The following is a 13,955-nucleotide window of genomic DNA, read 5'->3' as shown; positions in this document are numbered from 1 at the left end:
CCGTAAACGCGTGTCGGGAGATCTCGCGCCACGTGGGCGGATTCGGGCGGAATTCGCTCCTTTTTTCCAAACTGATGATGCCAATGCGCGAATCTCCGCCTAGCATGCCAGGAATGCGCCATGATCGCCTACCCGACGGATTCGGGGTACGGATCGATCCACGGGTACGCGCATACTCCGGGGGACGCATCCTGATCGGGGGTTCGCCCGCCAGGTTGCTGCGACTTGCCCCGGAGGCCGCCGAGATGATCGGCGACGGGTACCTCGAGGTCACCGGCCCGAAGTCCGCCGTTGTTGCCAGACGGCTGCTCGACTCCGGCGTCGGTAATCCGCGTCCGCGGTTGCTGCCGTCGCTCGACGACGTGACCGTGATCGTGCCACTGCACAACAATGCCGACGGCCTCGCCCGACTGCTCGCGGCCCTGCGCGGCCACAATGTGATCGTCGTCGACGACGGCTCGGATCAGCCGGTGCAGATCCCGCGCAATCGCGGCACCCGCTGCCGGGTGACCGTGCTGCGCCACGACCGCAGACAGGGCCCGGCGGCCGCGCGCAATTCCGGATTGCGGGCCGCGACAACTGACTTCGTCGCCTTTCTGGACTCCGATGTGGTCCCGCGCAGCGGCTGGCTCGAGGTGATGCTCGGGCACTTCAGCGATCCGGAGGTCGCGCTGGTCGCGCCCCGGATCGTCGCGCTGGATCCGGAGTCGAATGCGCTCGCGCGCTATGAACACACCCGCTCCTCGCTCGATCTCGGGCGGCGCGAATCGGCCGTGCAGTCGCGCGGGCTGGTGTCATACGTGCCGAGCGCCGCGCTGCTGGTGCGTCGCAGGGCGCTGCTGGCCGAGGGCGGATTCGACGAGTCGATGCAGGTGGCCGAGGATGTCGACCTGTGCTGGCGGCTGGAGCAGGCGGGCTGGCGGCTGCGCTATGAGCCCGCGGCCCATGTGGCGCACGATCATCGAATCTCGTTCCGCGCCTGGTTCGGTCGCAAGCTGTTCTACGGCACCGGCGCCGCGCCGCTCGGCGAGCGGCACCCGGGCATGGTGACGCCGCTGTCGGTGCCGTTCTGGACGGTGGTCGCGACCATGCTGTTCGCCACGCTGACGAAGTGGGGGCTGGTCGGTGGACTCATTACCCTGGTGACCGCGCTGGCCCGACTGCGCCGGGTATTCACCGGTCTGGACAACCCGACGCGGATCGCGGCGATCTATCTGGCGCGCGGCTATTTCGCGGGTATCTGGCGATTGGCCTCGGCGATGTGCCGGCACTATTGGCCGGTCACCATGTTGGCGATGATGCTGTCCCGGCGGGTTCGGCGCATCGCGGTCACCATGGCGGTGGCGGACGGTCTTGCCGACTGGTTCACCCACCGCGACGCGGGCGGGCTCGACCCGTTCCGCTACCTGGCCTATAAGCGGATGGACGATATCGCCTACGGAACGGGCTTGTGGCTGGGTGCCTTCCGCGCGCGCAGCCTGGAATCGCTCGAGCCGAGTACGCCCCGGAGCTGAATCGAACGTGTGATGGCTGTTCCACCCGATGAGCTGATGTAGATGGTCGACACGCTGATCATCGGTGGTGGCGCGGCTGGTTGCGTCCTGGCGGCCCGGCTGAGCGAGGACCCGGACCATACCGTGCATCTGGTGGAGGCCGGTCCGGTGTCGGTCGACGCGGCGGCGCTGCTCGACGCCACCCGGATGCCGATCGGTCCGGAATCGCCCTGGGTGTGGCGCTATCGCGTCGACCTGGCCGCCGATGTCGTCGGAAATATCGTGCGCGGCAAGGTGATCGGTGGATCCGGCGCGATCAACGGCGGCTACTTCGTGCGCGCGACGGCGGCCGATTTCACGGCGTGGAGCAAGGAACTCGGCGGGTCGACGCGGTGGTCCTTCGATTCGGTCCTGCCCGCCTACCGCCGAATCGAGCACGACCATGACTACGGCGACCGGCCGGGGCACGGCACGACCGGACCGATCCCGGTGCGCCGCACCGCGACGCCGGCACCGCTGAGTCGCGAATTCGCCTCGGCCTGTTCGACTCTCGGGCTTTCGGCGATACCCGACCTGAACGCGCTGCCCGGCACTGGTCCGGCCGATGGCTTCGGACCGGTGCCGTGCAATATCGAGCACGGCAGGCGCATCGACACCGCGACGGCGTATCTCGCGCCAGCGCTCGCGCGCGCGAACCTCACCGTCACCGGCGCGATGTTGGTGACCCGCATCCGTTTTCACGGCACCCGCGCCGTCGGCGTGGACTACCTGCACGACGGCAAGGCGGGCACACTCGCGGCCGATCGGATTGTGCTGTGCGCGGGCGCGATCGAATCCGCGGTGCTGTTGCTGCGCTCCGGTATCGGCGATCCGGAACAGCTTCGGGCGCTGGATATTCCGGTGCTGCACCCCGCGCCCGTCGGCGCGTGGTTCAGTGATCACCCCGAGATCGGCATCGACTATCACTGTGATCCGCCGCTGGCGACCGATGCCGGCGTCCCGCTGGAATACGTACTGGAACTCGACGATGTCGAAATTCGTCCGTACGCCGTATCGTTTACCCCGTATATCCATCGTTTAGGTGTGGCGCTCATGCGTCCGCGATCCGAAGGCGTGCTCCGGCTGCGCTCCGCCGACCCCGTCGTGCCACCGCTCATCGAATATCGCTACTTATCGGCGGCCGCCGACCGGATTCGGCTGCGGGAAGCGGTTACCTCGGCGCTCGCGGTATTACACGCAATGCCGATGACGCATGCGCCGGAATCGATACCGGAACTCGCCGATGCCTGGCTGCGTGCGAATCTGGCTACCTCGCAACATCTGTCGGGGACCTGTCGAATGGGCGGTGCGGACGACGAACGCGCGGTGGTCGACGAACTGTGCAGAGTGTACGGAACGACCGGTTTGTCCGTGGTGGATCCTTCCGTCATCCCGGTACCGCTCAGTCGCGGTCCAAAGGCGACGACGGTAATGCTCGCCGAACGCGTCAGCGAATATCTCACCCAAGGAATCTGAAAGATGGGTAGGTCACATTTGCGAGAGGTCTGAACGGGATGTGAGCTGGCGGACAAACGAAGGCAACCGTCCTTGCCTGGTAATGCCCGCCGGTACAGTTTGGGGCGGAAAGAAAGGCAAATGGTCAGCAATCTTGCAGGTGGGCGGCCCCCACGGCACGGCGTCGAACCCGGCACTCAACTCGGCGCTCTGGAAGCCTATGCCGCACAAGCACACGGATATCTTAGCGCGGGTGGCGAGCAGCTGTCGCAGCTTGCCGGTCTGCTGCGTCCCGTCGTGCTCGAATCCTGGCTGCGCAGTGTGCGCGGCGGCATCGACCCGATGGACGTGCTGGACGGGCGCGGCCTGCGCGGGGCGGATCTGCAGCGCTACCGCGACGCGCACCCGATTGCCGCACTGATGCCGCTGATCGACAAACTTCTCGTACAGGACACTGCCAGAACGGGTTTGATCGTCGCGGTGGCCGATCAGTTCGGCCGGGTGCTGTGGGTGCACGGCAGTCCCGATCAGGTCGACGCGGCCGCCGAAATCGGTCTGCGCGCGGGCGACGATCTGAGCGAACGCCGCATCGGAACCAATGCCGTCGGTCTGGTGGTGCGCACCGGCCGGGCCGCGTGGATCCATGGGCCGGAACACTTTCTGCACCGGATGCATCAGATCACCGGTGCCGCGGCGCCGGTGCACGATCCCGACGGCAGGCTGGTCGGCGTGCTGATGATCGCCGGGGGCGTGCGGGTGGCGAAGCCGGAGATCTTGGCACTGGTGAAGGCGACATCGACTGCGGCGGAAATGGATCTGCTGCTGAGCGCCATGCGTGCGGGTCAGCCCGGGTCGGCGGGGCGTGCTGTGGCCTACGACAGCACGACGGGTGAAATCGCTATTGCCCGACTGGGTCTGGATGTACTCGGGCTCGGACAGCCGCTGCTGACCGTCGCGGGTGATCGAGTTCCGTTGTCGCAGCGGCACGCCGAGATTCTGCTGCTGCTCGCCGAACATCCCGAGGGCCTCGGCGCCGACCATCTCGCGCTGCTGCTCGATGACACGGATCTGGATAACGGCACCATTCGCGCCGCCATGTCGCGGCTGCGCGCCGTGGTCGGTCCGAGCGTATTCGGTTCGCGCCCATATCGGTTGCGGGTGCACGTCGCAACCGATATCGAGGCGTTGCGTGCCGCGCTCGACTCCGGTGATGTCGATTCGGCATTACGGCTGTACGCGGGGCCGGTGCTGCCGCGCTCGACCGCACCCGGAATTATCGATATTCGTGATGAACTCCGGGTCCGGCTGCGCACCGCGGTGCTCAGTTCCGGGGATGCCGCGGTGCTGCGCCGGTGGACCGCATGTGCGGAGGGGCGAGACGATGCCGCGGCCTGGGCCGCCTACCGTTCGACCGTAGATCGTGATTCGCCGTTATATGCGCAGATCGAGGCCAAGATTCGAGTGTTGGATCGGCGCTTGGGCGCTGATGCAACGCGGATGCAACGTTCGGGCTCATAGTCTGCACATCCGAAAGTGCTGTGGCTCACAATCGCGATCGAATTGTGGTCGCGAACACAGCTTTGCCTCGTGGCGTCGGCCCAGCTGAACGCGCTGGACGATCGACCAACTTTTTTTAGAGGAAAAAGTTCCTTTTTATCAACGAAGCGCCTAGTGTTCGCAATGCGCGGATCACATCCGTGTGATGTAGCTGACATAGCCGCGGCGCCCGCACCGCGGCAGCAACGTTGGAGGAGCGATCAAGAGCTAGGCGCAAGCGATGACCATGTCGTCGTCGCGCCCCGCGCATTCGCCGAATCATCTTGTGGTGGCGTCCCAGCCATGCGTCAACGCTGATCCGTGTTGCCGCAGGGGCTTATTCGTCGTGCCCAAAAGCATTCGGCCAGCTGTTTTTTCGCCGAACGAGGAGGCTCTGGTGCACGATACGGAGTTGGGTGGGGCGCGCCCGGACGGGTCAGCGCATGCCGGGTCGCGACCGTTTCCGCTTGCTCCGGCGCAGTTGGGGGTCTGGTACGCGCAGCTGCTCGATCCGGACGTGCCGATCAATGTGGCCCAGTACGTGGATGTGCCGGGAGCGTTGGATCCGGCGATCCTGCAAGAGGTGTCGATCGAGGCGGCGCGCGAGTACGAATCGGTGCTGGTGCGCCTCGGTGAGTCCGGTGGTGCGCCGACGCAGTGGGTGGATCCGGCGAATTCCGTTGATATCCAGGTGCTGGACCTGCGCGAGCACGCCGATCCGGTGGCGGCGGCACACGAATGGATGCGGGCCGAGGCGAGCGCGCCGGTCGATATGCTGGCCGATCGGCTGTTCGCGGGCGCCGTGCTGCGGGTCGCCGACCAGCGGTCGTTCTGGTACATGCGGGCGCACCACATCGTGCTCGACGGCTTCGGCGCGCTGACCAATACCCAGCGGGTGGCCGAGCTGTACACCGCCCGGGTGCTGGGTACCCAGCCGCCAGTGGTGCAGCCTGGTGCGCTGACCGAACTGGTCGACGGCGAACTCGCCTATCGCGACAGCACCCGCTTCGAGACCGATCGGGTGCACTGGGCCGAGCGGGTGGCCGGGCTCGATGGCGCGACCAGTTTGGACGGGCGCACCGCGCCGCGGTCGGCGACCAATCTGATCGCCGGACGGGTGCTGCCGGACGCGCTGGTCAAGCAGATGAATACCCTTGCGGCGAGCCAGGATTCGACGCTGGCCGTGGTGCTGCTCGCGGCCTTCGCCGGATATCTCGGGCGGCTCACCGACCGGGGCGAGGCGGTGCTGAGCCTGCCGGTGACGGCGCGCACCACGGCGCTGATGCGGCGGTCGGCGGGGATGCTGTCGAATATCGTGCCGCTGCGGCTGGCGGTCGACGGCACCTGGGGTGAGCTGCTGCGCGCGACGCGGGTGGAGGTGGCGGGCGCACTGCGTCACCAGCGGTATCGGCACGAGGACATCCGCCGCGATGTGGAGCACGACGGGCGTCCCGCACGCCGCGCGCTATTCGGTCCGCTGGCCAACATCATGCTGTTCGGCAGCGAGCTGACCCTGGGCGATACGGTTGGGCGCTATCACGTGCTCTCCACCGGGCCGGTGGAGGATCTGAGCCTCAATGTCTATTACGGCGAGCGCGACAGCGTGCACGTCGACTTCGAGGCGAATCCGAATCTCTACGCCGCCGATGACATCGCGCGTCATCACGCGCGGTTTTTCCAGTACCTGCGGCGGTTGGTGGCCGCCGAGATCGATACGCCGATGGCGGCGGTGACGGTGGCGACCGCACTGGAACTCGAGGTCAGCACCAGGATTTGGAATGCGACCGCCTACGACGTGCACACGGCGGTCGCTGGTGCGCCGACGCTGGTGTCGATGTTCGAGGCACAGGCCGGGCGGACGCCGGATGCGGTCGCGGTGCGATTCGCCGGTGCGCGGGACCTGACATACCGGGAACTCGCGGCCCGCAGCAACCGGCTGGCACGGCATCTGATCGGGCTCGGCGTCGGACCCGAAACGCTGATCGCGGTTAACATCCGCCGCTCGCCGGAGCTCGTCGTCGCGATGTACGCGATTCTCGCGGCGGGGGCGGCATATGTGCCGCTGGATCCGGATCATCCGGCCGAGCGCACCGCGCACATTCTGGCCACGGCCCGGCCCGCGTGCGTGCTGACCACCGGGGTCGTTGCGGCACAGGAGCTTTCCGGGGTGCCGGTGATCGGGGTCGATGGGCTGGATCTGGCGGGCTACGCGGATGGTCCGATCTGGGATCGGGAGCGCACGACCGCGCTGCGGCCGGGACAGCCCGCCTATGTGATCTTCACCTCGGGATCGACCGGGCTGCCGAAGGGCGTGGCCGTCACGCATGAGGCGATCGTGAATCGGCTCGTGTGGATGCAGCAGATCTATCGGCTCTCGGCGGACGACGTGGTGCTGCAGAAGACGCCCGCCACCTTCGACGTGTCGGTGTGGGAGTTCTTCTGGCCGTTGCAGGTCGGGGCGCGGCTGGTGCTCGCCGAGCATGACGGTCATCGCGATCCCGCTTATCTGCGTGCCGTAATCGCCGAATATGGTGTGACGACAGTACATTTCGTGCCATCGATGCTGGAAGCGTTTCTGGCGCAACAGGATTTCACCCATCGCGGCTCACTGCGCACGGTTTTCGCCTCCGGTGAGGCGCTGCCCGCCGCGCTCGCCCAGCGGCTGCGGGTGCTGACCGGTGCGCGGCTGCACAATCTGTACGGTCCCACGGAGGCGGCGGTCGACGTCACCTTCCATGAAGTGACCGACACCGATACCCTCTCGGTGCCGATCGGCGCGCCGGTTTTCAATACCCGGCTCTATGTGCTCGATTCGCGGCTACGGCCGGTACCGGTCGGGGCTTCGGGCGAGCTGTATCTGTCGGGGGTACAGCTCGCCCGTGGCTATGTCGGCCGACCCGGACTCACCGCCGACCGATTCGTCGCCGACCCGTTCGGCGGCCCGGCCGCACGGATGTACCGCACCGGCGATCTGGTCCGTTGGACCACCCATGGCGAGCTGGAGTATCTGGGTCGCACCGATTTCCAGGTCAAGCTGCGCGGGTTGCGGATCGAGCTCGGTGAGATCGAAGCCGTGCTGGGCGCCGTCGATTCGGTGGTGCGTGCGGTGGTCGTGGTGCGCGATGACGCCGGGATCGGCGAGCAGTTGGTCGCGTATGTCGTCGAATCCGAACCCGGCACGGTCTCTCGCGCCCAGCTGCGGACCGCGGCGATGCGGGCGCTGCCCGCGTATATGGTGCCCGCGGCATTCGTGCTGCTGGACGCGTTGCCGGTCAATGCCTCCGGCAAATTGGATCGTGCCGCGCTGCCCGTGCCCGAGCGGACCGCGACCGAATACGCGGGGGTGGCGACGCCGGTGCAGGCGGCGGTCGCGCGGGTGTTCGCCGAGGTGCTGGGCCGCGATCGGGTCGGGCGGGACGACGATTTCTTCGCCCTCGGCGGAAATAGCTTGGTGGCCACCCAGGTCGCGGCGCGATTGGGCGCCGATCTGGGCTGTCGGCTCGGAGTTCGCGAATTGTTCACCGCCACCACGGTGTCCGCACTCGCCGAACTCATCGAGCGGGCGGGTGGATCCAGCGACGTGCCGGTGCTCGCGCTGCTGCGGGCGCGACACCGGCCGTCGCTGGTTCCGCTATCTCCGGCGCAGCAGCGGATCTGGTTCCTGAACCGGTTCGAGAGTTCCAGCGCCGGATACAACATGCCGTTCGTGGTGCGGATGCGCGGTGCGGTCGATGTGGCCGCGCTGCGGTGGGCGTTGGCCGATCTGGTCGGCAGGCATGAGGTGCTTCGCACGATCTTTCCCGCGGTATCGACGGCGGAGGGGGCCGCGCAGCAGGTGGTGTTGTCCGCGGACGAGGCGTTCGTCGTGGGCGAGCCCGAGACGATCGGCGACGATGAACTGACCGTGGCGTTGGCGCGGTTCGCGGCGCTCGGATTCGACCTCGAGCGTGAAATACCCATTCGGGCCCGGATTTTCCTGGTCGATGACGAGAGCTGCGCATTGGCGCTCGTGCTGCATCACATTGCCGCCGATGGGTTGTCGCTGCGGGTCTTGGCGCGAGATGTGATGTCGGCCTACGGATCGCGTCATGTGGGCATGGCACCCGACTGGTCGCCGCTGCCGGTGCAGTACGCGGACTACAGCCTCTGGCAGCGTGAATTGCTCGGCTCCGCAACGGATCCGGCCGCGCCATTGGCCAGGCAGCTCGAGTTCTGGACCGCTACGCTCGCCGGTGCGCCCGATCTGATCGAGCTGCCCGCCGACCGGCCGCGGCCGGCGGTGTCGTCCGGGCGGGGCTCGGTTTTCCGGTTCGAGCTGCCCGGTGACCTGCACGCGGGAGTGACGGAACTCGCACGTGCCCAGGGTGTCTCCAACTTCATGGTGCTGCACGCCGCGTTCGCGGTGCTCTTGTCGCGGCTGGCCGGTGGCGACGACATTGTGATCGGTACGCCGGTGGCCGGACGTGGGGAACGGGCACTGGACGACCTGGTCGGCATGTTCGTCAACACCCTGGTGCTGCGAACCACTATCGATGCCGCCGCGCCCTTCTCCGCCCTGCTCGCGCGGGTGCGTGAAACCGATCTCGCCGCCTTCGGTCATGCCGAATTGCCATTCGAGCAGCTGGTCGAGGCCATCAATCCGGCGCGCTCGCAGGCACGGCATCCGCTGTTCCAGGTGCTGCTCGCCTTCGACAATGCCGCGGACATCGCCTTCGAACTCCCAGATTTGTCGGTCTGCACCAGTACGCTGGAGACCGGAGTGACCAAATTCGATCTCCAGCTCACGGTCACCGACGGCTTCGCCGGTGCCGGACTCGGGGAAGGTCCGGCACCGGCGGGGGTCCGGGCGGAATTCACCTACGCCACAGATCTATTCGACGAAACAACGATCGCGGACTACGCGCAGTGGTTGGTCCGGCTATTGCGGGCGGTGGTGGTCGATGCCGAGCTGCCGGTGGGGGATCTGCCGCTGCTCGACGCGGCCGGTCGGCAGCGCGCGATCGAGTGCGGAGTCGCCGAGTCGCCGATGAGCCGCGCGGTCACCCTGTTGGCCGGGTTCCAGGCGCAGGTGCGGCGCACGCCCGATGCCGTGGCCCTGGTCGATCGGCATGGCGCGCTGACATATGCGCAGTTGTCGGCGCGGGTCAATCGGCTTGCGCGTCGGCTGATCGCGGCCGGGGTCGGTCCCGAGGCGCTGGTGGTGCTCGGTATGCGGCGGTCGGTGGAGTTCGTGGTGGCGGCCTATGCCGTGCTGACCGCTGGCGGCGGGTATGTGCCGGTGGATCCGGATCAACCGGCCGCGCGGCGCGCGCACGTCGTCGCCGCGGCCCGGCCGGTCTGCGTGCTGACCCGAGCTCGTGACGGATGGTCGGTCGAATCCGATTCGGTGGTGTTGGCGGTCGATGCACTCGACTGCACCGGTTATTCGGATGCGCCGGTGACGGATTCCGATCGTCCGCATCCGTTGCGGTCGACCAATACGGCATACGTGATCTTCACCTCGGGATCCACCGGTAAGCCGAAAGGTGTCGCGGTATCGCATGCGTCGGTGGCGAACCAGATCGACTGGATCGCCGACGAATACGGCATCGGATCCGACGATGTGGTGCTGTTCAAGACTCCGGCGACCTTCGACGTATCGGTGTGGGAGTTGTTCGCGCCGTTGGCGCGGGGCGCGCGCATGGTGGTGGCCGAACACGACGGGCACCGGGACAGTGCGTATCTGGCCGCGACCATTGCCGCGCACGGGGTGACGATGACCTCATTCGTTCCGTCGATGCTGACGGTATTCGCCGATATGACGGGCGTGGCCGAGATCGCCTCGTTGCGCACCGTTTTCGTGGCGGGTGAGGCGATGACCGGTGAGGTGGCCGCTGGCTTCGCCGCGGTAAGTCGGGCCGCGCTGCACAATCTTTACGGCCCAACGGAATTCACGGTGCATGCCACCTATGCGGCGGTCGATGCGGCGGCGAAGGGGCCGGTGCCGATCGGTCGACCGGTGCGCGCGAGTCAGGCGCTGGTGCTCGATGCGCGGTTGCGGCCGGTGCCGGACCTGGTGGTCGGCGAGTTGTACCTGTCCGGGGTCCAGGTGGCACGGGGTTACCACGGCCGCGCCGAGTTGACTGCCGAGCGTTTCGTGGCCAACCCCTACGGGCCGGCCGGTGCGCGGATGTACCGGACCGGTGATCTGGTGCGACGCAATCGGGCGGGGGAGCTGGAGTACCTGGGGCGCAGTGACTTTCAGGTGAAGCTGCGCGGGCAGCGGATCGAGCTCGGGGAGATCGAGGCGGCGCTCGTCGCGGTGGCAGAGGTGCGGGCGGCGGCGGTTCGGGTGTTCGAGCATGCCGCCGGTGAGCTGCTGGTCGCCTATGTTGTCTCCGCCATTCCGGAGGCGGAGCTGGGTGAGGTGTTGGAGCAGCGGCTGCGTGCAGTATTGCCGTCGTATATGGTGCCGACCGCCTATGTCGCGCTGGCGGAGATGCCGTTGACCAGTTCGGGCAAGTTGGACCGCAAGGCGCTGCCCGATCCGGTGTTGGCTGCCAAGGCATTTCGCGCTCCGACCACGACAGCCGAACGCGGGGTGGCGGAAGTCTTCGCGGCCGTGCTCGGGCTCGACCGGGTCGGCCTGGACGACGATTTCTTCGCACTCGGCGGGAACTCGCTGGTGGCCACACAGATTGCCGCGCGGATCGGCGCGGTAGTCGGTGTCGAGGTTCCGGTGCGGCTGCTGTTCGAACATTCGACGGTGGCCGCGTTGGCGACGCATCTGCCCGGTCAGGGGTCGGGGCGCAAGCGGCGGGCGCTGGTCGCGGGTGCTCGCCCCGAGGTGGTGCCGCTGTCGTATGCGCAGCAGCGGATGTGGTTCCTCGATCAGTTCGACGCGGATTCTGTTGCGAACAATCTGACCGCTGCGGTGCGGCTGGTCGGCGCTTTGCAGCTCATGGCTCTGACGGATGCTCTTGCGGATGTCCTAGCCAGGCATGAAGCGTTGCGCACCAGGTATCCGGCGATCGACGGTGTTGCGCACCAGCAGGTGCTGCCGGTTGATACCGTCGCGATTTCGCTCGTACCCGAGCCCGTCGATGCCGCCGCGCTGGCCGATCGGATTCGAGACGTGGCGGCAATGCCTTTCGCGATCGATCTGGAGCCGCCGATTCGCCTGACCTTGCTGTGCACCGGGTCTGCCGAGCATGTGCTGGTCGTCTCGATCCATCACATCAGCGCGGACGGATGGTCCATCGCGCCGCTCACCCGGGATTTGATGGTCGCCTATGCGGCACGTTGCGCGGGTGACGAGCCGAACTGGGCGCCGCTGCCGGTGCAATACGCCGACTACACGGTGTGGCAGCGCGAAACGCTCGGCGCGGAGGATGATCCGGAATCGCTGATCGCCGAGCAGATCCGGTACTGGACGGCCGAATTGGCCGGTCTGCCGGATGTTGTGACGTTGCCCGGGGACCGGCCGCGTCCTGCGGTCGCCTCGGGCCGGGGCGCTCGCTACGCCTTCACCATCGGTGCCGCGACCCATCGCCGACTGCGCGGCGTGGCCGAGGGTGCGAACGCCTCGCTGTTCATGGTGGTGCATGCGGCATTCGCCACGTTGCTGGCGAAACTCGCTGGGCAGCAGGATACTGCCATCGGTACGCCGATTGCCGGACGCGGTGACCAGGCACTCGACGATCTGGTCGGCATGTTCGTCAACACGCTTGTGCTGCGCACCGACGTGCATCCCGAGCTCTGCTTCGCCGACCTGATCGAGGCGGTGCGCGACGGTGATCTGCGCGCCTTCGCACACGCCGATGTGCCGTTCGAGCGGCTGGTCGAGGTGCTGAATCCGGAGCGCTCCGCGGCGCGACATCCGCTTTTCCAGGTCATGCTCGATTTCCAGAACACCGCCCAGACCAGCCTGGAGTTGGCCGGGCTGGCGGCCTCGCGACTCGATATCGACACGCGGACCGCGAAATTCGATCTACAGCTGACGCTCACCGAGACCGTTGATGCCACGGGGTCCCCCACGGGCATGGCCGCGACCTTCGAGTACGCCACCGACCTGTTCGACGAGCAGACGGTTGCCCGCTTCGCGACCCGGTTGCACCGCGTGCTCGACGCGCTCGCCGATCCGTGGGTGCGGATCGGCGATATCGATCTGCTCTCCGACGACGAGCGGAGGCTGATTCTCGAATCCTGGAACGCGACGCGGCGACCGGTCGATGCCGACGCGTCATTGGTATCGCTGTTCGAGGCGCAGGTCGCGCGGACGCCGGACGCCGTCGCGGTTTCATTCGAGGATGAATCGCTGACGTATGCGGAATTCGCGGGCCGGGTCAATCGGCTCGCGCGGCTGCTGGTGTCCATCGGTGTCGGCCCGGATACCACGGTGGCGATAGGTATGCGGCGATCGGTGGACCTGGTCGTTGCCATGTATGCCGTGCTGGCCGCGGGCGGTGCGTATGTTCCGGTGGATCCGGATCACCCTGCCGAGCGGATCACCCAGGTACTGCGGGTCGCTCGGCCGGTGTGTGTACTGACTCGCTCGGACGATGGGCTGGATCTCGTCACCGAGGGCCGCTCGCGGGCTTGGGCGGTGCTCGATGTCGATCTGTTCGATACTTCGGACTATTCGGATGCGCCGGTCACCGATGACGATCGGCTCGGCTCGTTGGTACCGGACAATGCCGCATACGTGATCTTCACCTCCGGCTCGACGGGGCGGCCCAAGGGTGTCGCGGTGTCGCACGCCGCGATCGTCAATCGCCTGGTGTGGATGCAGGACGCCTACGCGCTGACCGCCGATGATGTGGTGTTGCAGAAGACGCCCGCCACCTTCGATGTCTCCGTGTGGGAGTTCTTCTGGCCCTTGCAGATCGGCGCACGACTGGTTGTCGCGCAGCCGGACGGACATCGCGACCCGGCATATCTGGCGGCCGTCATTCGCCGCGAGCGCGTCACTGTCGTGCACTTCGTGCCGTCGATGTTGGTGGTGTTCGTCGCCGAACCTGCGGCGGCGCAGTGTGACTCGCTGCGGATGGTGTTCGCGTCCGGGGAAGCGTTGTCGCCCAAGGCCGCTCATCGGTTGCGTGCGTTGACGGGTGCGGCGCTGCACAATCTGTACGGTCCGACCGAGGCGGCGGTGGATGTCACCGGTCACGAGGTCACCGACGCCGATGTGGACAGTGTGCCGATCGGTGCGCCGGTAGCCAATACCCAGGTCTATGTGCTCGATGGGTGGCTGCGTCCGGTGCCGGTGGGGGTGCCCGGTGAGCTGTACCTGGCCGGTGCGCAATTGGCGCGCGGGTATGTGGCGCGGCCCGATCTGACGGGCGACCGGTTCGTGGCGAATCCGTTCGGTGTCGGTGCGCGGATGTATCGCACCGGCGATCTGGTGGCCTGGCGTGCGGATGGCGAGCTCGAGTATCTGGGCCGCACCGATTT

General features: G+C 67.1%; 4 protein-coding genes (1 of these 4 cut by a window edge). All 4 read left to right on the top strand.

Annotated features, from left to right (window positions below):
• Nucleotides 1-113: 113 nt before the first annotated feature.
• The gene (mftF, locus tag ACHQ4I_RS16655) at nucleotides 114-1,514 is read left to right on the top strand and encodes a mycofactocin biosynthesis glycosyltransferase MftF (protein WP_420772609.1); all 1,401 of its coding nucleotides are present in this window, start codon (nucleotides 114-116) and stop codon (nucleotides 1,512-1,514) included.
• A gap of 42 nt (nucleotides 1,515-1,556) precedes the next feature.
• On the top strand, nucleotides 1,557-3,008 hold the full coding sequence (gene mftG / locus ACHQ4I_RS16650; RefSeq protein WP_420772608.1) for a mycofactocin dehydrogenase MftG: 1,452 nt from the start codon (nucleotides 1,557-1,559) through the stop codon (nucleotides 3,006-3,008).
• A 120-nt stretch (nucleotides 3,009-3,128) separates the two neighbouring features.
• Nucleotides 3,129-4,505 (top strand): GAF domain-containing protein, encoded by a 1,377-nt coding sequence (locus tag ACHQ4I_RS16645; protein WP_420772607.1) that lies wholly within the window; start codon nucleotides 3,129-3,131, stop codon nucleotides 4,503-4,505.
• A gap of 415 nt (nucleotides 4,506-4,920) precedes the next feature.
• Nucleotides 4,921-13,955 carry the 5' portion of a non-ribosomal peptide synthase/polyketide synthase gene (locus ACHQ4I_RS16640; RefSeq protein WP_420772606.1) on the top strand. Its footprint extends 8,710 nt past the window's final position, so 9,035 of the gene's 17,745 nt are visible here — the first part of the coding sequence; its start codon is at nucleotides 4,921-4,923; its stop codon lies beyond the right edge, outside the window.

This window comes from Nocardia nepalensis (assembly GCF_048910785.1).
Taxonomy (GTDB): domain Bacteria; phylum Actinomycetota; class Actinomycetes; order Mycobacteriales; family Mycobacteriaceae; genus Nocardia; species Nocardia nepalensis.
The sequence above is the reverse complement of the archived record's forward strand: the minus strand, read 5'-3'. Positions and strand labels throughout refer to the sequence as shown.

Excerpts from the sequence above, each read along its gene's own strand:
- mftG (WP_420772608.1), top strand. The coding sequence starts at position 1,557 with ATGGTCGACACGCTGATCATCGGTGGTGGCGCGGCTGGTTGCGTCCTG.
- mftF (WP_420772609.1), top strand. The coding sequence starts at position 114 with ATGCGCCATGATCGCCTACCCGACGGATTCGGGGTACGGATCGATCCA.
- ACHQ4I_RS16645 (WP_420772607.1), top strand. The coding sequence starts at position 3,129 with ATGGTCAGCAATCTTGCAGGTGGGCGGCCCCCACGGCACGGCGTCGAA.